This window comes from Paenibacillus sp. FSL W7-1088 (assembly GCF_037969855.1).
Classification (GTDB): Bacteria; Bacillota; Bacilli; order Paenibacillales; family Paenibacillaceae; genus Paenibacillus.
The window spans coordinates 5,577,733-5,598,171 of the sequence record NZ_CP150216.1 but is presented as its reverse complement, the minus strand read 5'-3'; the positions used below and the strand labels follow the sequence as shown (position 1 = coordinate 5,598,171).

At 47.0% G+C, this 20,439-nt stretch carries 21 protein-coding genes; 14 read left to right on the top strand and 7 right to left on the bottom strand.

The genetic code is table 11. The features are described from left to right. Positions 1–9 precede the first annotated feature (9 nt). The 7 genes from MKY42_RS25235 (at position 10) to MKY42_RS25205 (ending at position 4,951) form a co-directional block, all read left to right on the top strand. Positions 10–432, top strand: a complete 423-nt coding sequence (locus tag MKY42_RS25235; protein WP_090903867.1) for a hypothetical protein — start codon at positions 10–12, stop codon at positions 430–432. A 45-nt stretch (positions 433–477) separates the two neighbouring features. Then, positions 478–1,005, top strand: a complete 528-nt coding sequence (locus tag MKY42_RS25230; RefSeq protein WP_090903866.1) for a cysteine hydrolase family protein — start codon at positions 478–480, stop codon at positions 1,003–1,005. A gap of 331 nt (positions 1,006–1,336) precedes the next feature. Continuing rightward, positions 1,337–1,930 carry a GNAT family N-acetyltransferase gene (locus tag MKY42_RS25225; RefSeq protein ID WP_339845627.1) on the top strand — a complete coding sequence of 198 codons (594 nt, stop codon included), beginning with the start codon at positions 1,337–1,339 and terminating at the stop codon, positions 1,928–1,930. A 204-nt stretch (positions 1,931–2,134) separates the two neighbouring features. Next, positions 2,135–2,617: a DinB family protein gene (locus MKY42_RS25220; RefSeq protein WP_339845624.1), complete on the top strand. Its 483-nt coding sequence runs from the start codon at positions 2,135–2,137 to the stop codon at positions 2,615–2,617. A gap of 57 nt (positions 2,618–2,674) precedes the next feature. Further along, complete coding sequence (locus MKY42_RS25215; RefSeq protein WP_339845621.1) at positions 2,675–3,538, top strand: aminoglycoside phosphotransferase family protein; 864 nt, start codon at positions 2,675–2,677, stop codon at positions 3,536–3,538. Positions 3,539–3,594: 56 nt separating this feature from the next. Then, positions 3,595–3,942, top strand: coding sequence for a hypothetical protein (locus tag MKY42_RS25210; RefSeq protein WP_339845618.1), 348 nt, complete (start codon positions 3,595–3,597; stop codon positions 3,940–3,942). 460 nt (positions 3,943–4,402) lie between these two features. Beyond that, on the top strand, positions 4,403–4,951 hold the full coding sequence (locus MKY42_RS25205) for a hypothetical protein (protein ID WP_090903861.1): 549 nt from the start codon (positions 4,403–4,405) through the stop codon (positions 4,949–4,951). 78 nt (positions 4,952–5,029) lie between these two features. Here MKY42_RS25205 and sdaAA read toward each other — a convergent pair whose 3' ends face one another. The 4 genes from sdaAA to MKY42_RS25185 form a co-directional block, all read right to left on the bottom strand. Further along, positions 5,030–5,905, bottom strand: a complete 876-nt coding sequence (gene sdaAA, locus MKY42_RS25200; RefSeq protein ID WP_339845614.1) for an L-serine ammonia-lyase, iron-sulfur-dependent, subunit alpha — start codon at positions 5,903–5,905, stop codon at positions 5,030–5,032. A gap of 66 nt (positions 5,906–5,971) precedes the next feature. Further along, entirely contained in the window at positions 5,972–6,640 is a 669-nt protein-coding gene (sdaAB, locus tag MKY42_RS25195) for an L-serine ammonia-lyase, iron-sulfur-dependent subunit beta (RefSeq protein ID WP_090903859.1), read from the bottom strand. A gap of 4 nt (positions 6,641–6,644) precedes the next feature. Then, entirely contained in the window at positions 6,645–8,087 is a 1,443-nt protein-coding gene (locus MKY42_RS25190; protein WP_339845611.1) for a M20 family metallopeptidase, read from the bottom strand. Positions 8,088–8,181: 94 nt separating this feature from the next. After that, complete coding sequence (locus MKY42_RS25185; RefSeq protein ID WP_256222352.1) at positions 8,182–9,429, bottom strand: MFS transporter; 1,248 nt, start codon at positions 9,427–9,429, stop codon at positions 8,182–8,184. Positions 9,430–9,572: 143 nt separating this feature from the next. Between MKY42_RS25185 and MKY42_RS25180 the strand changes: the two genes are divergently transcribed. Next, the gene (locus tag MKY42_RS25180) at positions 9,573–11,642 is read left to right on the top strand and encodes a helix-turn-helix domain-containing protein (protein ID WP_339845607.1); all 2,070 of its coding nucleotides are present in this window, start codon (positions 9,573–9,575) and stop codon (positions 11,640–11,642) included. Between the two features lie 13 nt (positions 11,643–11,655). Here the strand turns inward: MKY42_RS25180 and MKY42_RS25175 are convergent, their stop codons facing one another. Beyond that, on the bottom strand, positions 11,656–12,723 hold the full coding sequence (locus MKY42_RS25175; protein ID WP_177185855.1) for an ABC transporter substrate-binding protein: 1,068 nt from the start codon (positions 12,721–12,723) through the stop codon (positions 11,656–11,658). An 88-nt stretch (positions 12,724–12,811) separates the two neighbouring features. After that, entirely contained in the window at positions 12,812–14,380 is a 1,569-nt protein-coding gene (locus tag MKY42_RS25170) for an AraC family transcriptional regulator (protein WP_339845602.1), read from the bottom strand. Positions 14,381–14,791: 411 nt separating this feature from the next. Between MKY42_RS25170 and MKY42_RS25165 the strand changes: the two genes are divergently transcribed. Further along, complete coding sequence (locus MKY42_RS25165; RefSeq protein ID WP_090904018.1) at positions 14,792–15,916, top strand: MFS transporter; 1,125 nt, start codon at positions 14,792–14,794, stop codon at positions 15,914–15,916. A gap of 12 nt (positions 15,917–15,928) precedes the next feature. Here the strand turns inward: MKY42_RS25165 and MKY42_RS25160 are convergent, their stop codons facing one another. Beyond that, on the bottom strand, positions 15,929–16,369 hold the full coding sequence (locus MKY42_RS25160) for an Lrp/AsnC family transcriptional regulator (protein ID WP_109998991.1): 441 nt from the start codon (positions 16,367–16,369) through the stop codon (positions 15,929–15,931). A gap of 170 nt (positions 16,370–16,539) precedes the next feature. Between MKY42_RS25160 and MKY42_RS25155 the strand changes: the two genes are divergently transcribed. From MKY42_RS25155 to MKY42_RS25135, 5 genes are all read left to right on the top strand, one after another. Then, positions 16,540–17,715: a serine hydrolase domain-containing protein gene (locus MKY42_RS25155; RefSeq protein WP_339845598.1), complete on the top strand. Its 1,176-nt coding sequence runs from the start codon at positions 16,540–16,542 to the stop codon at positions 17,713–17,715. Positions 17,716–17,805: 90 nt separating this feature from the next. Further along, on the top strand, positions 17,806–17,982 hold the full coding sequence (locus MKY42_RS25150; protein ID WP_177185853.1) for a hypothetical protein: 177 nt from the start codon (positions 17,806–17,808) through the stop codon (positions 17,980–17,982). Between the two features lie 264 nt (positions 17,983–18,246). Further along, positions 18,247–19,065 carry a purine-nucleoside phosphorylase gene (locus MKY42_RS25145; protein ID WP_079697326.1) on the top strand — a complete coding sequence of 273 codons (819 nt, stop codon included), beginning with the start codon at positions 18,247–18,249 and terminating at the stop codon, positions 19,063–19,065. Between the two features lie 285 nt (positions 19,066–19,350). Further along, positions 19,351–19,890 carry an SMI1/KNR4 family protein gene (locus tag MKY42_RS25140; RefSeq protein ID WP_090903851.1) on the top strand — a complete coding sequence of 180 codons (540 nt, stop codon included), beginning with the start codon at positions 19,351–19,353 and terminating at the stop codon, positions 19,888–19,890. Positions 19,891–19,935: 45 nt separating this feature from the next. Continuing rightward, the gene (locus MKY42_RS25135) at positions 19,936–20,376 is read left to right on the top strand and encodes a GNAT family N-acetyltransferase (RefSeq protein ID WP_090903850.1); all 441 of its coding nucleotides are present in this window, start codon (positions 19,936–19,938) and stop codon (positions 20,374–20,376) included. Positions 20,377–20,439 lie beyond the last annotated feature (63 nt).

The window sequence follows — 20,439 nt, the reverse complement described above, 5'->3', positions numbered from 1 at the left end:
AGTGGTGAGATGAACATTGGAAGAAAGCTGCTGACGACCGTTCTAACCATCATTAGTTTTACTTTAATTGCAAGTATAATATCCATGAATCAATCTTACAGCTTTGATTTTTATATTCTTGTTTATCTTGTATATGCGACTCCCCTGATCACATTGATCGGGCTACCGTTATCCTTATTGGTGGATTATCTGTTGAGCAGATCTCGTTTCGGAAATTATGTCATTTATCTAAGTTTGAGAATACTGGGTTACGCATGTGCTGGAGTCTTAGGTATGTATATCTATTATTTGCTCATGGGCGCGGGAGAAGAAATTATAAATTTTAAAGAGTCGATAGTATTGACCTTATTTGGCGTTCTAGCTGCTATACTATTTGTGTTGATCGATCTGGGATTGGAAGGTTTGTTAACGGTGCGAAAACGCAAGACGTAGTCATACAATTGCTGATTTAATATTATTTTTCAGGAGGAATATAAGATGCCAACCCACTGTGCAATTCTTGTTATCGATGTTCAGGTAGCCATGTTCGATGAATCAGATCCCGTATATCAGGGGGACGTATTGCTTCAGAAAATACAACACGTCATTTCCAAGGCTCGGGGAAAAGGTCACTCCGTTATCTACATTCAGCATAGTGAAGGAGCAGGCAGTCCCCTTGAGCGTGGAACGGCAGGTTGGGCGATTCATCCGTCCATTGCGCCGATCACGGGTGACCTTGTTATTGAAAAGCAAACACCGGATTCGTTTCACGAAACAGATCTTAATCTGAAATTGCAAGAAAACGGAGTGACGGATCTTATTCTGACTGGCATGCAGACGGAGATATGCGTGGATACGACTTGTCGTAGAGCAAGTAGCCTTGGCTATGCACTAACCTTGGTTCGTGATGCTCACAGCACATGGAATTCCAACATTCTTCAGGCTGAACAGATTATAGAACATCACAATTCGGTTCTGAGCATGTTTGCGAATGTGGTGGATACCGAAAATATACTGAATGGATGAGATGAATTGACGTTTAATAAAAGAATATTTAATCTTTCGGCTTGGATTGCCGTGTTAGCTGTGATCTGTATTCCAGGAACAGCCTATACGGAGGGGACTTTACGAACAGAGTATGGTTTTCCTTTGCGGTTCTTTACTGATTATCATTATAAGAAACCGGATGATACAATCTGGTTTCTTTCCACTATAAATGTGAATGCTCTTCTTTATCTGTTTAATGTCCTGTTTATATACGCTGGAATTCACGTTTTACTCTATGTAAAGAAGAGGATGACGAAGCCAAAAGAGTAGGGAGCTGCGACAATCGCGGCTCTTTTATTTTTACCATATCATGGGTTATGATAGAAGGCACGAAGAGATTGGGGATGATGATATGAAACAGATTCCAACGGCATGGAATTCAGAGCGACTTTTCATTTCCGATTTGAAAGAAGCTGAGATTTTCGATATCCAATCCATTGTTGATACGAGTAACTATGTACAGGAATGGGACGGACGAGATCATGAGCCGGATTATGTGAGAACGTGCTTTGAAGAAGGCAATCTGCCTCCTGGGGGAAAGCTGGAGAACTACCGAATTCAGACTATTCGTACGAATGAGGAAAACAAAAGTATAGGTGTGTTGAGCCTGTACCATGGCTACCCCATGGAGGATTCGGTTTATCTCGAATTTTTGTATATCCATAGTGAAATCCAGAAGCAGGGTTATGGACAAGAAATGATGCATGCGTTAACCCGATTGTTTTCCGAACTTGGTTATAAGGAAATCAGAATCAATGTGGCGCTCAAAAATTGGCCTGCATTACGATTTTGGACCAAATCGGGATTTGATCAGATTAGCGGGATTTACGGAGACCGTGAACATACAGACAAAACTTTTGCCAATATGGAACTGATCAAAACACTTAAAAAGCATGATGTATAAATTGAACTAAACATTTACACGAGAACGTAGAGGACAGAAATAACCTGAAAAAGCGGAGCGTTCGCCTTTATCCCCGGATTTTACCCTTTGAAAAAGGAATTTCAAAAAATCTGGGGATAACAGCGATTGGAAGGTTGTTCTGTCAACGAAGTGGCAAGTGTAAATATCTTTAGTTCAATTTATATAGAAAAGGAGAATGGTTAAATGGAATCTTTCTTTCGTTATAACTGGATCGTGCGTGAGCAATGGTTTCAGTGGTGTGAGGATGTACCGCTGGAAGAGCTGCTTCGGCCTCGAACAGGCGGGGTAGGCAATATATTGCAAACGTTTTTTCATATTATTGATGTAGAGTGGAGCTGGCTTCAATTATTGCAGGGCAAACCGGATGGTATGGAGAATTTTGATAACTATAAAACACTGGAAGCCGTACGACAATTCGACCGCAAGCTGCGACCTGATGTGGAGGCATTTGTTCTATCCTGGGATCCTAGCATGGAAAAGAGACCTTACATCGATCCCGAATTGGATAGCTCCGTCGCCGAGGAATCGTGGGGAGAAGTGATGCGTCACGTGATTGCTCATGAGATTCACCATATGGGGCAATTATCGGTATGGTCCAGAGAACTGGACAAGAAGCCCGTGTCTGCGAATTTCATTGGTAAAGGACTTATTACACCTGACAACTAGAGTGAAAAGGAGACAGAAAGATCCAAATTCTAATTTCACAGAGAAGGGTTGGGCAAAATGAGGTTAACGCTGGAAAGTATCCGCTGGGTCGAGTTGAGCGAAGAAATTCGCTGCCTGCTTGAAAAACCATACAAGATGCTTCCCCTCTCACCAGGCTTGGAAGCGGACGTTGTGAAGATAGAATGCGTTGATCACTCTTATGTGTTAAAGATATGGAACAAGGACTCCAAACCCAATATTTGCAACCAGTATGGACTATTATCTGAACTATACCAGAGGGGAATACAAGTCTCCAAACCGTACGGTTGGGGCATGGATGTGGATTCTAATCAAGTCCTGTTAACGAGTTATGACGGGGAGCCTATAGCCAAGTTAAGCAAAACCAAGCTGGAGCAATTGGCTCAAAAGTTAATTCAAGTCCATGGTTATGATGTAAATGATACGGGTAACGCGGATGCAAATTTCATACACCAATATGATTTCGTTGGATATTTTTTTCCCTCCATTGAACTGCATGAGGATATGCATCAGATTCTGACGAGTCTTCTTCAACGGACTGAGTTTAGGCAGGATCATTTGATCCATGGTGATTATAACCTGGGAAATGTTCTGGAGGCAGGTGATCAATATACGATCATCGATTGGACAAATGGGCAGCGCGGTGATCCGAGGTACGATATGGCGTGGTCCATTTTTTTGATGACGGTCTATACAGGGGAACGAAACGGTAAGATGTACAGTGCTCTATTCAAGGGTCTGACGGAATACACACCAGACGATGCGGAGATTTTTGAAGCGATGGCTTGTTTGCGCTGGATTCTATTAAAGCGAGTGTCTAATGTTCCAATGGGCCCGGGTGTGATGCAGCGGATCAAAAAGATTATTGGCAATAATTCATATTTAAATGATGAACTGCTGTAGTATTGTCCTAAACTGTCCTTCACTGCATACCTATGGTATAGAGGAGCGTGATGGGTATGGAACAGAAGGTGCAAACCTATTTTGAATTAAAGCAGCAGCAAAAAGAAATTGAACAAAGACTATCTGTGTTACGAGATGAGATTGTCGGATATTGTGAAGAGCAGGGCGTCTATGAGACGCAAGTTGGCGGATACGCTGTGAAAGCGGTGCTTCAGCACCGCAAGGAATATGATGATCAGAAGCTGTACGCATCCCTTCCCGATCCGGACATCTGGCGACTGCTGTCCAAGGTGGACAGTCATAAGCTGAAAAGCCTGATCAAACTGAACATACTGACTGAGGAGCAGATTAGTCCAGCTTGTACGGTGAAGCCAGTAACATTATTACAGGTGGACAAGTTGTAACCGGACAATTTCATAGGTACATGAAGCAAAAGCTGGCTTTTTGTGTTCGATCAGCAGTTACAGCCGAAGGAGCCTTCTGGACTATCATTAAGGAGTAGCAATCATAATTTCTTTCATTCGCACATATATCCAACGCTCCCCCAGGAGCGAATTGAATCGGTCACGAGGTGGCCGGTTTTTTTTGTTAGGCAATATGTAGTACAAATTCCAGTCGAGAGTTTTGAAACATCTGTAAGCATAGGCCTGATTCAGTGCCGGAATAAAGAACAAACGGAATACTTTGAAAAAGTTATGCGAGTAGTTTATATGTTATAATTTGTAATTAATTCATGTGCCATCTTTGATAGGGAGGGGAGAAAATGAAGACTTTCCCATCCCTGTCCATATTCATTGGAATGAAGTTCAGGAAGAGACTGTATATCTTCAAGAGTTGTAGACCGATAAATTGAGGAGATGGGCCATGAAGAAAAAAATCATTTCGATCGTGCTTGCCATCTGGGTATTGATGATTGTGATCAGTGTGGTTCTTCTGTTTCTGCCCAGAACGATCCATCTTGATGGTGTGGCTGTAAAATATCGGCTGGGAGAAGACAACAGGGAACCGGAGCAAAAGGTTCATATCAACATGGATGGCAAGCGTTATCTAACGACCTCGGGTGATTACATATTCAGAGGAACTATTGATATTGAAGGTGAGTCTTTCCCTGTACCCGAAGATCAAAAGGGGCTCGAAATTCGTTTTCATAAAGGATACGGATTGATGGAATACATCATTGATGAAAATGAGAAAACGGATATCTTCGTGTACGGAACACTATTCGTAGATCGTGCATTCACCAAACTCACCATCGCCATTTCGGAGGAGGATTCAAGCGGAGAGCAGCGCAGTAGAAGCTGGAGCTCCGAAGATGGGCTTATGCTCTCCATGCCCGCAACGAATCGTTCCGAAGCTATTCAGCTCTCTAATGAACTGATGGAAACCTATCTCGGGGGCTATACATTAAAATGAGAAATTATAAACATAAACAGGCATGCATTTACCTTGAGGGCCTTCCTTCTACCTCCATGTAAACCACATGCCTGTTTTTTATTTATGCTGCAAATCTCTAGTAATTTTGCGTCCTGTCGGGGTTTGGGCGAGACCGCCACCTGCCGTTTCTCGTAAGGATTCCGGCATCGCCGATCCAACTTCCAGCATGACTTGAACGACTTCATCCGAAGGAATAATACTGCGGACTCCGGCTAGAGCCATATCTGCTGCTCCCAGAGCGGTAATTGCGCCGAAGCCGTTGCGAACGATACATGGAATCTCGACAAGTCCCGCTACCGGGTCACAGATCAGGCCAAGCGTATTTTTCAGGGCTAGCCCCACGGCATGGATCGCTTGGGAAGGGGAGCCACCCCGAATATCCACCAAGGCCCCGGCTGCCATGCCTATCGCAGATCCCACTTCGGCCTGACAACCCCCTTCCGCACCGGAAATAAACGAATTGTTGGCTATGACGTAACCGATCGCTCCGGCTGCAAACAAACCATAGACCATCTGCTCATCCGTCCAGCCGAAGCGTTCCTGACTGCTGATGAATACGCCGGGGATAATACCGCAGGAGCCCGCTGTCGGTGTAGCTATGATCCGTCCCATCGAAGCATTTACCTCCGACACCGCCAGCGCGTAATTCATGGATAGGCTGGCATGATCACCAAGCAAGGACTGTCCATCCGAACGGTATGTCATCAACTTCCGGGCATCGCCTCCGGTGAGTCCACTTTTGGATGTCGTATCGGTGTGCAGCCCCTGATGGACGGCGCTTTTCATAATAGTATAGTATTCCTGCATCTGCTCGAACACGACGCCCATATCTTCGCCCGACTCCTGACACTGTTCCTCCAGCATAAGCTGGCCGAGGGAAAGCTCGCGGCTCTCTGCCAATTCGGCAAGTTGTTTTAACGTTCGGAAGTTCATCGATGTGTGCTCCTTTTATTAAAATTCAGTACAGACGAATTCGTACTTGGTTATCTGTAACTGAAGCTACAGACAGAGCAGGTTAACCTCCTGTACTTCAGGGATGGACTCAATCCCCTTGATCACGGCAGGATCTATTCTGCCATCACACTCCATTACCATCATCGCTTCGCCGCGCCGGTTTTTTCGATCAACCGACATATGACCAATATTGATGTGATTGTCCACCAGTAATCTTGTGACGACTGCAATTACACCCGGCTCGTCGCTGTGACGAATGATGAGTGTGGGATAGAGGGCAGTCAGCTTCAGGTTGTACCCGTTGATGCGCACAATCTCAATATTTCCTCCACCAATGGAGGTACCCACGATATCCAATGTGCGTTCTCCTGCGGCATTAGTCAGAACAAGCTCGGCTGTGTTCGGATGTGGATACAGACCTTTACCCGGACGAATGATGATTTCCATCCCAGCGGTTTCTGCGTGAGCGAATGCTTCAGGCAATCCGGGATCATCGGTGTCCATATCGAGAAGGCCGCCAACAATCGCGGTGTCTGTTCCATGTCCTTTATAGGTAGCGGCAAAGGAACCGAACATGATAATCTCCGCATGGGAGGGACATTCTCCGAATAATTGTCGCGCCGTGCGTCCGATGCGAGCTGCTCCTGCGGTGTGGGAGCTTGAAGGTCCAACCATGGCTGGACCGATAATGGAAAAAACGTCTTTGAACCTCACCTGCTCATTCTCCTCGCTGCGGAGGATGTACATCTGCCGGAACAAGACAGTCGTAGACTTCACCACCGAGTCTGTCCTGCAACTCCTGTTTCGCCTCTTTCACGATCTCCGGGTGAAGAATGGATTCGATGGCCGTAGCTGCCATTGCTTTCGCCGCTAGAAGCATACCTTTATGTGCATAAGTGCTCTTACCTTGAGCTACGGTCTGCCAGGCGTGTAGCGGCGTGCCAAAGGCCATCGTGGACGTGATGCACTGCGCAGTCGGTACATTCCAGCTTACATCCGCTACATCTGTTGAGCCACCCATGAATGTCTCCTTTTCATCTGAATAGGGAGCGATAAAGTTAGGCAGTGGCCGCTCAGCCAGAAGAGGGGCAAGCTCAGGTCCCACCATTGCTCCGGCTTCCTGCTGATTTTGCAGGGGCAGCGTGTCATAGATGGCTTTGGCATAGCTGTATTCTTTCTCTTCATATTCGGGTGCGCCGCAGGCAACGAGATGCCGATGCATTACTTTCTCAAGCGTACTATTCGGAATCAGATTGGCGCATGCCCCTTCATATTTAAAGTCCATTGCTGTTTCTGTCATTAGGGCGGCCCCTTCGGCCACTTTCACCAGACGTTCAAACAAACTGCGGACCTGTGCAGTTTTGGGAGCACGAACAAGATAGGTGACCTCCGCTTCAGCCTGAACGACATTAGGGGCAAAACCGCCTGAATTGGTAATCGCGTAATGGATTCTCGCCTGATCAATCATGTGCTCCCGCATATAATTTGAACCAATGTTCATCAGTTCCACAGCATCAAGAGCACTTCGTCCCAGATGAGGAGCCGCGGCGGCATGAGCACTAATGCCTTTGAAGGTGAACGTTCCGTGAATGACGGCATTGGAGCTTCCGTGCATCACTGCATTCAAGGAATGAGGGTGCCACGAGAGTGCTGCATCCACATCTTTGAAATAACCTTCGCGAGCCAGATACGTTTTGCCATATCCGCTTTCCTCTGCAGGACAACCGTAAAAACGAATCGTTCCTTTTGTCTCCGGGTGCTCAACTAGATAATCCTTGACCGCCACCGCCGCAGCCAAAGCACCAATCCCGAGCAGATTGTGCCCGCAGCCATGACCATTTCCGCGGGGCTGAACCGGATGATAGGTACTGATTCCAGCTTCCTGGCTAAGGTCGGCCAGTGCATCATATTCACCTAATAGAGCAATAACAGGCAGGCCTGTACCATAGGAGGCGACAAATCCAGTCTCTAGACCGGCTACCCCACGCTCAATCGTGAAACCTTCGGATTCCAATAGCTCCATAAGCAGTTCTGCCGATTGAAACTCATCGAAACGTGTCTCTGCGAATTCCCAGATACGATCACTGGCATCGGTAAACAGTGCACTTTTTCCTTCAATAACATTGGATATATATTGGGTTAAATTTAGGGTTGTAGTCATAAGAATGGGCACCTCTTTTTTGTATAGTTGTTGTGTTGTTGATATAAGCGACAGACGATTGACGAAGCGACATTATAGCGCTATACCCTTATCTCTAAACGGCTGTGGCCTGCACCTCTGGCGTGGTATCTTGATCCGAATTAGTACGACGGGAGAACATCAGGGTGATGGAACAGATCAAGGCAAAGCCAATCAGCATGATGAAGGCTGTAGCATAAGATCCTCCGGAAGCCTGAACCAGAAATCCGATCAACATGGGGGTCAGAAAACCTGCAAGCTGAGCACCTGTGTTAATGAATCCATTGGCGGTAGCGACCACGGATTCGGGCATCGTTTTGAGCGACTTCGAAATGATCAGTGTGGAGATGAATCCAGCCATAACTGTGACGATGGTCATGTACGTAATGAAGGTTGTAATCGTACCGGAATGACTCATGAGATAAAGGAACACCGCAACCAGTACACCGAATACGGAAGCAATGATGCGATCTTTGCCTGCCGGAATTCGGTCAAGCACGTATCCACTGAGGAGCATGGTGAAAATGCTGACCAAAGCCGGAATGGCGGCGAGCACGCCCATCTGCGTCATATCCAGGCCTCTGACATTGACCATATAGGTCGGCATCCAGGATTGAAGTCCCCAGTTCACCGCATAGATACTGAAATAGCTGATGAACAGATTCCAGATCATGGGCGTTTTTAGGACGGCTTTTAGCGACATTTTAGGTTGTTGGCCTGAGGTTCCATCCGCAAGCTTGGATTTGACAGCAGGCTCTTTTAACAGGAAGAACATCAGAGCTGTAATGAAAATGCCCACAGCACCAATGATATAGAACAAGTTTCGCCAGCCAATAGAGACAAGCGCGGGCCCGGTAACAAGTGGAGTGACTACGCCCATAATGGCTCCGGATGCCAGCATGATGGACATGGCTCCACTCCTTTGATTGACGGGAAAGTTGGTCGCGATGGCTTTGGAGCCGGATGGAAAGAAGCTGCCTTCGCCAATACCAAAGAGAAAACGTACAAAGATGAGAGAGAACAAGGACCAGGCGGAGCCGGTCAGAATGGTGAACACAGACCAGGAGAACAGGGAGACGAGAATGACTTTCCGATAGCCAAAACGGTCAGCAAGTGCTCCGCCTGGAATTTGCATGATGGCATACCCGAGAAAAAAGCTACTAAGGATGACCCCTTGTGCAGAAGCGCTCAGCCCCAGGTCTTGCGTAATACCAACGATGGCATAGTTAATCACGAAACGATCCAGATTGCCGAGGCACCAGCCAAGAAACAAGAGAACGAGAACAATGTACTTGAAGTGTTTGCTTTGCATGATTTTGGACATTGTGTTACCTTCTTTCTCATTGATTGTCATATAAAATTCTTTGTTGGTTTAAAGTTACAGGATGAAGGCTTTCAACACAATGTATATCTCTGTATAATTATCCGTATGATGATGTGAAAACCTACATTGACTTGGGGGCGGCAATGTTGAATGGAATCTTACATGAAATTTTGCGAGAACGTTTGGGAGACTGCGATTATGAGGTATGGAGCAGCAGTAATTGGGCGGATTGGGTTCTGATTGAGGTAGTGGGTAGCAGGGAAAGTACACCGCCAAGATTCACTGAAATCCTGCCACTTCAACATCCTAAGGTAGATCAAGAATCAAAAGACTGTATGTTAGTTTTTCTTCCATATAACAACAATATATGTGTGGCTATTCGCTTGTTTAAGAGCTGGGAATATTCTGCGGAAGATTTAGTTACACTGTCGTCTCTGTTATACCCGTACTATTCGGAGGCTGTGGCGAGCAAGCATGAACGAGCATTGAATGAAATTATGAACAGCATTCGGGATGTGACTCAACTGCTGGATTTGAATGAGTTGCTGGGCCGGATTCTTGTAAGTGCTCTATCGGTTATTCCTTATGAATGCATTGGTGTTCTATGGAGATATGATCCTGCGATCGATGCGTTAACGGTCAAGGCCAGAGCAGGGGAGATGGGCGAGGGTATGCTGAGAATGAAGCTGAAGCCGGGTGAAGGGATTATCGGGAGCACGTTCAAACGAGGTACACCCAAGCTCTACAACAGTCTTTCCAACGTGGAAGACGACTTTGGTAACATGACATTGGAGAATAAATATCATCTGAATTCAGCGTACGATTTTCATAATATAGGTTCCATCATCTCAGTCCCCATCAAGGTGGAAGGTCAGCCGGATTGTGTTCTCATCGTGTATCAAAAAGGGAGAGTCCCTATATTTACCGAGTCGGATGTAAGGCTCCTGCAAAGCTTTGCCGATCAGGTTTCGATCGCGATTACGAATGCCAAGCTGTACGAGAGCCTGAGCAGACAAAATGAAACACTTATCAAGCGGGACGAAATCCATTCCTCACTCATGCGCCTGTCACTGCAAAATAAGGGAGCCGTCTCCATCGTAAGTGAATTGACTCGTGTCATTGGCGTGGCGCTTACCTTTGTGGATTTTATTGACAATGAATGGACCCCGAAACGGGGCAAGGTTATCCATGGCTGGAGTGTTGAAAAGCTGCGCAGCTTGTACGAATCGTTGCAGCACCCGGACTATCTAACATGGATCAAGGGTGAGGACGAGCAGGCCCATCAATATTTATATCCAATCGCTTCGGCCAATCAATGTCTCGGTTATCTCATCATTCAGATGAATACTTTACTGGAACCTTTGCAACTCGTCGCACTGGAACAGGGGAGCTCCATACTGGCACTTGAATTGATGCGCAAGCAGTCGTTAGCCGAGTTTTATTTCAAGAAAACCCAGCAGTTGTTCAACGACTTGAGACTTAGTCAGGCTTCAGAGGATTATTGGAATAAATCTGGAGAGATCGGGATAGGTCCTTCAACATCCATTGTCGTGGGTTTGATGGAGTTCGCGGATCAGGTCAATCCTTCGACGCTTAGTGTGTTATCTGTTCAACTGATTTCGTACTTGAGGGAGAAAATGCCCACGGGAACGCTGCCTATTGCCTTTGGCAACGAGAGAAGGGTTACCGTGCTGCTTATGATAAATGAATCGAACAAGCCGGGCATGCTGGAACAACAGCTCAGCTCTTTGTTACCTGGTTGGGAGAGTCGAAACCACGTAAAACTGTTTGGAGGATTAAGTTCTGTAAGGTCTGGAGTGGATGCAATTAATACGGGCTATCAGGAAGCGGATAAGGCACTTGCGTATCAGAAGACCAGGGGAGAAAAGGGTATGATCCGTTATACAGACATCGGCGTAAATCGTCTGTTTATTCGGCAATCTGCTGAGGATCTGAGTGCTTTTATCGCGGAGGTATTTGAGCCGCTGAGGCCTGCCAAAGGGCAGGCCGGCGGACTTGAGGAAACACTGATGACGTACATGGCTTGCGGAGGATCGGCAGTTCAGGCTGCAACCGCCCTTCATATTCACATCAATACACTATATCAGCGGATTCATAAAATCGAAGAGATTCTAGGCATGTCCCTGAATAACCAGGAGCATATGCTCCATTTGCAGCTGGCTTGTTATCTCCGACAGACCTATCGTACTTAAAAGTAAAATAAAATTAGTTTCCAAGCAAAGCTTGTTCTACTTCATCCAGAACCTGACCGTAGGCAATCGGTCCAAATCCAGCTACCCAGACCGTGTTGTCCACCAGGTAAACCTGGTTTCTCTTCACAGCCTTCAAGCCTTTCCAGACCGCATTGTCACGCAGCTTGGTGAGCGCTTGTTCGTTATCTGCTTCACTGCCGGAGATGATCATGAAAATACGATCCGGATTCAGTTCGGGCAGCAATTCGAGCGACACATTTTCAATAACTTCATTCATGACGATGCCTGCTTTGGCAAGATCAGGTGCATGGAGTCCGGCGATATCGTACAGCAGGTTCGGAGAATAGAAGGCATCGGGTGATTTGTCACTTGGGGCAAATACCTGAATCTGCTTATCAGTCAAACGAAAAATCAGAATGGTATCATCTGCGGCATCGCTGGCAGCAACCTTGGTGCCCAGATCCTTCGCCTTTTGATACAGCTGACTCACGATTTCGTCTGCCTCTTTTTCTTTGCCTAATACTTTGGCTGTGTCCTTGAACCATTCAAGCGAATTGCTGAAGTAACTGCTCATATAGACCGGTCCAATGGCACTGATCGCGTCGTATTCATCAACAAGTACCTCATTGGACAGAATGAGATCCGGCTCTGTGTCCAGAAGTGCTTCCTTGTTGAATTCATTGACAGAACCAAGCGGTACGACGCCTTCGAGCTTGTCCTTCAGATAGGCAGGCATCTCCTGACCGACTTGGGTCACCATGGCATATGGTTTCATGCCCAATGCCACGAGGTGATCGGCATACGCATAGGTCAAGCCAGCGATCCGCTTGGGTTCAGCAGGAATATCAACAGGACCTTTAATACCTTCAACGGTGCGTGTCACCGTACTGGTTGCTTCACTATCCGACGATGGAGTACTACTGCTGCTCTCTGTAGACTCACTGGCTGCGGAAGTGGATTCTCCCGTAGAGGTCTGTTCGGCCTTGGCGCACCCGGCGACCAGAATAAGCAGCAGCATTAGTAGGATGCCTGCCTTCAAATGGGGTTTAAATCCTCGTTGGTTACTTCGATCTGTATTCATTATGTGCATGTTCCCCTTTACTGATTATCATTCTCAATTACTAGTATAGGAGAGAAGATTCCGTGCGTCGAGGCACAAAAGGAACCATTCACATGCATGATTGTGACCGAAGGCGCGCGGGAATTTCCCGTAATAACAGATCATGCGAGAAGGCATTATAGCTGCCGAGTACATAATTCATCTGATCCAAATAAACCCGCCCCCTCTTCACCGCTTCTCGCCCTTTCCACCAGGGTGAGTTCAACCATCTCTGCCGCTCGGCCTCACTGACCGAAGGGTGGAACACCAGCATGATGTAATCGGCGTCCAGATCGTCCATCTTCCAATCCTCAGCAATATAATGGCTCTGCTGTTCATGGATCAGGGAGGGAGTGCACAATTGCAGATCCTGATACAGGACCGCACCCATATGGCGGTAGCCGGCCACAAAACAATCCTGACTTCGAACGAGTAATGACACGATGGAAGCAGAACCGATCTGCTGACGAAGATGGGCTGCAGCCTGATGGGATTTCTCATCATATTCATCCAGCCAGCTGTAAGCTTGTTGATTTTGTCCGGTAGCCTCGGCAATCTCAAGAAACTGACTGCGCCAGTCCTGGGATTGAAAAGCAATCGTCCGTGTAGGCGCTATCTGGTGCAGCTGCTGAACATGTGTATCGTGTTTATATTCACTGGTCAGAATCAGATCCGGTTCAGCCCGGAACAGTGTAGTTGAATCGGGCGCTTCACCTTCATAGGCCTTCATAAAAAGGGTATCATCCAGCAATGAGGTTACCGCTTTGAAAGAAGGACCCGTTGCGGCGCAAGGCTCAAGTCCCAGTGCCAGCAGATGCCCTGTATATTGATTATTCAGAGCGGCCACCCTGATCTGACGTGGATTCGAATGAATATAGACGGTGGGCGAGAGGCCCACGGTTTTTTTGAATATGCGACTGAAGTATAACGGGTTGTTATAACCCACTTGGGCGGCTACATCCTGTATGGAGCTTTGTTGCCTTGTGAGTAGCCGTTTGGCGTGATGCATTCGAATGTCGGTCAGATATTCCTGCGGACTTTTACCCACGTTTTTCTTGAAAAAACGGGAGTAGTACCCCTCGGAGAAACCTGCCCGTTCAGCAAGCTGTTGGCGAGTAATCTGCGTCGAATAGTTCTGCTCCATGTAACGCAGCGCGTCCAGTAGAAGACTGGCCGAGTCATAATCGGAGGTGGCTTCAAGCCGCTCTCCTACATCTGCGACCCATTGCAGAAATTGTCCTTGGATACGAATCCGCTGCCAATGATTATGGTCCTGCCAGAGAATATGCAGCTCTTTTATTAACTCGCGTTCATGGGTTTGGAGAATACCCACACGGTTATGCTTAAAAAGGGGAGGCAGAACAAGAGTCTCTTCGGCCTCCTCTACATGCGAGATTTGCCCCTCGATCTCCAACGCGATAATGCGTAATGGATCTGCGGAAGTCTGCCTGATCTGCAGCTGCCTGCCATCCTGGAGAAAAATAAAATATCCTGCCTTAAGATCGCGATGCTGACGATTCACAGTCAGACAGATCTCTCCATCCTCCAGCAGCAACAATAGTTGTCCTTCGGTATGAGTGAACGGGTTGCCGTTAGAGGGCAGCCTGGTGTGGTGCTCAATGGATGTAAGATTGTACATTGGCATATCCCTCTCTATGTAGCCGATTGGAGTGTGTGTTTAAAGGCATTGGAGTCAAAGCCTATGTATTATCTTATCATTCTAGCGAGTAACAGAAATGCTATCAATCATCTTCGATGTTCCCTTCGTTATTCTTCCATCCTCTTTCATGATCCAGCATGCGATGATAACTGTTTAATAGCGTTTACATTGAAATTCGAAGTGAAACACCGAAATTAAATGGATTATCCTCCTATAACGATTGATCTGCCGTTGATTATGTATGCCAAATGTGGGTCCGATTTTATAAGCTTATTTTGTAGGCCACACCTTTTTGGACTATACCAAATTAAAGGATAAAGGAGAGTCTTCGTGAACCAGAACACATTGGCAAAAGAACGCCTCCCCTGGTCAGCTCTGCTCGCTTTGGCCATGGCGGGATTTATATGCATTCTTACAGAAAGCCTGCCGGCGGGGCTGCTGCCGCAGATAGCACAAGATCTGGAGATCGGGGAAGGTTTGGCTGGACAGCTCGTCACTTTATATGCGGTGGGATCTCTTCTGGCGGCAATTCCCCTGACGACAGCAACTCGTGGATGGAGACGCAGGCCGCTGCTGCTATTATGCATCTTCGGTTTTCTAATTTTCAACACGATTACGGCCGTATCCTCGGTATATGGTTTGACCCTTGCTGCACGCTTCATGGCGGGCGTATCTGCTGGAGTGTTGTGGGGAATGACTGCGGGTTATGCGCGCCGGATGGTTTCAGACTCGTTAAAGGGAAAAGCGATGGCTGTCGCTATGGTAGGCACACCGCTCGCGCTTGCATTGGGCGTTCCCTTGGGTACCTTTTTGGGCAATTACGCAGGATGGCGTCTTATTTTTGGAACAGTCTCATTATTGACGGTAGTGCTTGTATTGTGGGTGCTCTGGAAAGTACCTGACTATGAGGGAGAGCCTGCACGTCATCAGATTGCGCTTCATCGGATTTTTGTTATACCAGGGGTTCGTCCCATATTGTTTGTTGTTCTGACCTGGGTACTGGCCCATAACATTCTGTACACGTATATCTCACCTTATCTGGGCGAGACGATGCTGTCCGAACGGGTAGATCTGGTTCTGATGATCTTTGGAGTGACTTCGGTAATTGGTATTTGGATTATTGGGCTGTTGATTGATCGTTACATGAGATTATTGATTCTGGTTAGCCTTGTTCTATTTGCGCTGGCCTCGCTGGCGATGGGGATCTTTATCCATCAACCGATGATGATCATTCTGGGAGTAGTGGCCTGGGGGCTTACATTTGGAGGGGCGGCTACGTTATTACAGACTGCAATTGCGCAGGCGGGCGGCCAAAGTGCCGATGTTGCCCAATCCATGCTGGTGACAGCATGGAACCTGGGGATCGGAGGGGGAGGGATCGTCGGAGCCATCCTTCTGAACCAGACAGGCGCTCGTTTCCTGCCGATTTCCCTGATCCTGTTGATCGTTATGGCCTTACTCGTCGCCTGGTCCGCCAGTAAACATGGTTTCCCAAGGCAGGTTAAGGACCGATGATCGATGAAACATTTACACCGGATTCGTTCCTTCGATGAGATTTTTGGTTGCAATAGGTGAGGACATCGCGACGAGGGTGGTGTAAGTACCGTATTGATCGCATCGGTCCCCAAATGCTTCAAGACCAGCAATCGAATCCGTCATGATTTTCAACAGGTAATTATGTTCTCCACTGACGCGATGGCATTCGACCACTTCGGGTGACGAACGGCAGAAATCAAGAAAGGCATGACAATCCCGTGTGCGAAAAAGAACATAGGAAGTGCTCGATCTCCCTATTTTCTGCGGGGAAATGATGGTACGGTACTCCTCGATTACGCCGCTTTCTTCCAAGCGCTTCACGCGTTCCGTTACGGCGGGTTGAGATAAACCGACCAGCTTACCCAGTTCCGTCATGGACAGCCTTGCCTGATTTTGCAAATGAAAGAGGATATTAGTATCGATTTGGTCCATAAGATGGCCTCCTTTTAAATTATAGGAAATGTTTTGTAAATGCCTTTATATTCTTCGCGGATTATAGTGGATAACTTGGTTGTCTTATGTAATACGGATGAGATCATTTATATAATAAGCACACTTACTTTAAATAATCAAGCACGTGACACATGGAGGAGAAGAGTGAAATGAGAGACAAAGATATGAGGTTTAACCCTGCATTTGTGGAAGAAGTGATTCACCGTACGTTGGCAGAAAAAAGAATTGTAGGTTCCGTTGTTCAGATTGCGTGGAAAGGGGAGGTAGTCTATACCAGCGCAGATGGCCTCGCCGATCGGGAACAGAACAGACGCATGCAAGAAAATGCACTGTTCAGGTATGCTTCTGTAACCAAGCCGATTGTATCCACCGCTGCAATGGTATTGATATCCGAGGGTAAATTAAAGCTGGATGACCCGGTTATGAAATGGCTGCCTGAATTCCGTCCCAAACAGCCAAATGGGGAAGTGGCCTCCATGACGGTTCATCATCTGATGACACATACGGCGGGGTTAACGTATCGTTTTTTCCAGGAGAACGGGGGGACTTACGAACTTGCCGGAGTATCAGATGGGATGGATATCGCTGGCATTACGCTGGAAGAAAATTTGCAGAGGATTGCTTCTGCTCCACTGCTGTATGAGCCCGGGAAGATGTGGAGATATTCGATTGCAACTGATGTACTCGGTGCAGTCATTGAGAAAGTGACCGGGCTGACACTGCGAGAGGCCGTACAACTGCTCGTGACTCATCCACTAGGCATGAAGGATACGGATTTTGTCGCTGTGGATTCGATGAGAATGACGGCTGCCTATGCGGACAGTTCCGACAGTGCGGGGCAACCTCGTCGCTTGCGTGATGAAGACCAGGTTCCTTTTATTGAAGGAACGGCGGGCTTCCAACTCGCTCCAGGTAGATACCTTGATCCGTCGGCCTATCTCTCGGGTGGTGCGGGCATGGTAGGAAGTGCGGGAGACTTTCTGGTATTGCTTGAAACGCTGCGTCAAGGTGGAGGCTCGCTGCTTCCTAAAGCGCTGGTCACCGAAATGACGACCAATCAGATTGGCGATCTGGAGATGCCTTATTGGCCAGGCAGAGGATTTGGTCTCGGATTCACATTGCTGAAAGATCCGGTAGAAGCAGGTACACCGGAGTCTGCTGGAACGTGGCGTATGGGAGGAACGTATGGTCACTCGTGGTTTGTTGATCCAACAGAAAAACTGAGCGTTGTCGCGTTTACCAATACAGCTCTGGAGGGCATGTCGGGCAGGTTCACAACGGAACTTTGCGAGGCTGTCTATGAGGGGATTGAGCGAGAAAGATAAGTGGTGTTATGGATTAATATGGAATAATGTGATAGAGTAAAGCAGCAGATATAGTGAATTCTAAATTTGATTCCGAAATGAGATGAGAAGATGGATCGCATCCGCAATTACCTGTTTGTCTTCGCAGGCAATTTTCTAGCTGCCTATATAATCTTTCCAGAAAGAACTATTGGTAAATCCGTGATGTTTGCTTCACTGATGCTGCTGCTGAGCATGGGAATGGATTTCATGAAAAGCAAAAATCAGCATTCGCTGGAGCAGCAGTAAGCCAGCATATCATTACATGTCATTCGGAATACCTTATCCGTATTTTAATAGTAGAACCGATTCTCGACAGAGGATCGGTTTTTTGTGTACAGTTGAAGCATGAATAGCTTGAATATTGATTGAGTCAGAAGGTGGGGGAGCTTTTCGTGATCCGAAACGAATATCTCTTTATCCGGCTCCCATTTACATGATCGCTATTGTTCATTACACTTGGTTTATAGTACTTATTTAATCCAAACTCAGATATTCAGGGGGAATATATTTATGCATCAATCCGCACATATTCAGGAAGCCAGAGATTACATATTAAACCGTATTAATGACAAACCTGTCGTGGGCATGATTCTCGGATCAGGGCTGGGAGCGCTCGCGGACGAGATCGAGAATGCTACCGTCATTCCATATACGGACATTCCTTATTTTGCTCAATCCGAGGCGATTGGTCATGCCAACGAATTGGTCATCGGAGAGCTGATGGGCAAGACTGTCGTAGCGATGAAAGGACGTCTTCATTATTATGAAGGGTTTACGCTGGATGAAGTCACGTTCCCTGTCCGGATTATGAAAGCACTGGGTGTCGAGCAGTTGATCATCACCAATGCTTGTGGAGCAATTAATACCAGCTTTGAACCCGGACAGCTTATGTTGATTACCGATCATATCAATCTGGTAGGCAATAATCCGCTGATGGGGCCGAATAATGCTGAGCTGGGTGTGCGTTTCCCGGACGTATCACAGGTATATAATCGCGAACTTCGCAGTATCGCCCTGAAGGTAGCGGAGGAGCAGAATGTTGGTTTGCAGCAAGGGGTGTATGCATGGTGGAGTGGTCCGGCGTATGAGACTCCAGCCGAGATTCGTATGATTCGTACAATGGGTGCAGATGCTGTGGGGATGTCGACGGTACCTGAAGCGATTGTAGCCATTCATGGCGGCATGAAGGTGCTGGGCATTTCCTGTCTGACCAATATGGCTTGCGGCATACTGGATCAGCCGTTAAGTCATGATGAAGTCATTGAAGTCGCGGCAAAAGTGAAAACAACCTTCATTGGGCTGGTCAAAGGTATTCTGAAAGAGATGTAATCCGTAATCGAGAAGGATGTTTCCTTTCAAAGCACAACTATATTGAGCATTGTCCAAGACGGAGTGATCCGTTGGGCAGTGCTTTTTTTTCTTTGGTGGACAAGGCTATTTGGCAAGATGGGCATAAGCTCCCTTGTATTTTTCAGACCTCTTATCGTACTGTTGAAAGATAAGGATTATCATGATTATCAGCGCATCATCTATATCTGGGGAGAAGCGTGAAGTATAGACTTTCTGTATGAACGGATGAGGCGACTATAAAGCGCACAAGAAGGAGGATGTAGAATGATCAAGCAAGCAGAGCTGCTGTGGCAACGTATTATTGAAAAAGGGACGGGTGCAAATGCAGACGTTGAAGCAGCGCTCAATCTTCAACCTGGTGTGAGCGATGAAGATTTTCGATCCGTAGAAAACGAACTTGGTGTGACCTTGCCTGAGGAGATGAAGGCTCTCTATCGTGTGCATAACGGACAAGCCTGGAATGTTGGCGTAGATTCCTTTGTTCGTAACCTGACGTTGTCACCTCTGGATCAGGTGAAGGAGAACTGGGCCTTTTTGCAGGAAGAATTCGACCCGGACGAGATGGAGCCCGAGATTGAGGATGATGCCATTAAGCCAGTACTGTGGAGTAGCAAATGGATTCCGATCGCGGAAAATGGTGGTGGGGATTATCTATGTCTGGACACTGACCCATCCAGTGCGGGAACGGTAGGACAGGTGTTGTACTTTTGGCATGATTGGGGACATCGTTCGGTTGAGGCTAAGGGATTATTTGAATTTATTCAGAAATGTATAGAAGAAAAGGATGAGGAAGATAGAACGTAGGAGCACGAGTTCAGAATAAATTAACGCATAAAAGGAGCCTTTACAATGATCCAAATAACCATGCGTCAAGCCAAGCAGGCAGATCAGGAGCACCTTGCAGAGCTGCGTGCCCTGGTTCTATATGATGATCTACACAGGTTGGGAAGGTACGACGAGGTGAAGGTACGTGAACGTTTCCGTCATACATTCGACCCAGTCCACACGTGGATGATCGAAGTCGACGGTGCACGGGTGGGGTGTGTAGCGTTGAAGCCCAAGTTGGAGGAGATGCTGCTGGAACATTTCTACATACATCCCGATTATCAAGGTCAGAAAATAGGGACCCAAGTGCTGGATATGCTGTTGAAACGGGATGACGTCCGGGGCAAACGTGTTATTTTAAATGTGTTGCAGGGCAGTCCGGCTCGGCGATTGTATGAACGCTTTGGGTTTGTTTTGGACAGTGAAGATGAGGTGGATGTATTCATGTCCGTTCAAGTGCAGTAATCGTTACTGTCAAAAAAGCAGCATATAACAGATCCATTCATTTAATTCTTGAATGGGTCTATT

Coding starts and splice junctions, on each gene's coding strand:
- MKY42_RS25225 (WP_339845627.1), top strand. CDS start 1,337: ATGGGTTATGATAGAAGGCACGAAGAGATTGGGGATGATGATATGAAA.
- MKY42_RS25235 (WP_090903867.1), top strand. CDS start 10: ATGAACATTGGAAGAAAGCTGCTGACGACCGTTCTAACCATCATTAGT.
- MKY42_RS25150 (WP_177185853.1), top strand. CDS start 17,806: ATGGATCGCATCCGCAATTACCTGTTTGTCTTCGCAGGCAATTTTCTA.
- MKY42_RS25215 (WP_339845621.1), top strand. CDS start 2,675: ATGAGGTTAACGCTGGAAAGTATCCGCTGGGTCGAGTTGAGCGAAGAA.
- MKY42_RS25170 (WP_339845602.1), bottom strand. CDS start 14,380: ATGTACAATCTTACATCCATTGAGCACCACACCAGGCTGCCCTCTAAC.
- MKY42_RS25140 (WP_090903851.1), top strand. CDS start 19,351: ATGATCAAGCAAGCAGAGCTGCTGTGGCAACGTATTATTGAAAAAGGG.
- MKY42_RS25175 (WP_177185855.1), bottom strand. CDS start 12,723: ATGAATACAGATCGAAGTAACCAACGAGGATTTAAACCCCATTTGAAG.
- MKY42_RS25160 (WP_109998991.1), bottom strand. CDS start 16,369: ATGGACCAAATCGATACTAATATCCTCTTTCATTTGCAAAATCAGGCA.
- MKY42_RS25145 (WP_079697326.1), top strand. CDS start 18,247: ATGCATCAATCCGCACATATTCAGGAAGCCAGAGATTACATATTAAAC.
- MKY42_RS25135 (WP_090903850.1), top strand. CDS start 19,936: ATGATCCAAATAACCATGCGTCAAGCCAAGCAGGCAGATCAGGAGCAC.
- MKY42_RS25230 (WP_090903866.1), top strand. CDS start 478: ATGCCAACCCACTGTGCAATTCTTGTTATCGATGTTCAGGTAGCCATG.
- MKY42_RS25155 (WP_339845598.1), top strand. CDS start 16,540: ATGAGAGACAAAGATATGAGGTTTAACCCTGCATTTGTGGAAGAAGTG.
- MKY42_RS25205 (WP_090903861.1), top strand. CDS start 4,403: ATGAAGAAAAAAATCATTTCGATCGTGCTTGCCATCTGGGTATTGATG.
- MKY42_RS25210 (WP_339845618.1), top strand. CDS start 3,595: ATGGAACAGAAGGTGCAAACCTATTTTGAATTAAAGCAGCAGCAAAAA.
- MKY42_RS25165 (WP_090904018.1), top strand. CDS start 14,792: ATGGCGGGATTTATATGCATTCTTACAGAAAGCCTGCCGGCGGGGCTG.
- MKY42_RS25185 (WP_256222352.1), bottom strand. CDS start 9,429: ATGTCCAAAATCATGCAAAGCAAACACTTCAAGTACATTGTTCTCGTT.
- sdaAA (WP_339845614.1), bottom strand. CDS start 5,905: ATGAACTTCCGAACGTTAAAACAACTTGCCGAATTGGCAGAGAGCCGC.
- MKY42_RS25180 (WP_339845607.1), top strand. CDS start 9,573: ATGTTGAATGGAATCTTACATGAAATTTTGCGAGAACGTTTGGGAGAC.
- MKY42_RS25220 (WP_339845624.1), top strand. CDS start 2,135: ATGGAATCTTTCTTTCGTTATAACTGGATCGTGCGTGAGCAATGGTTT.
- MKY42_RS25190 (WP_339845611.1), bottom strand. CDS start 8,087: ATGACTACAACCCTAAATTTAACCCAATATATATCCAATGTTATTGAA.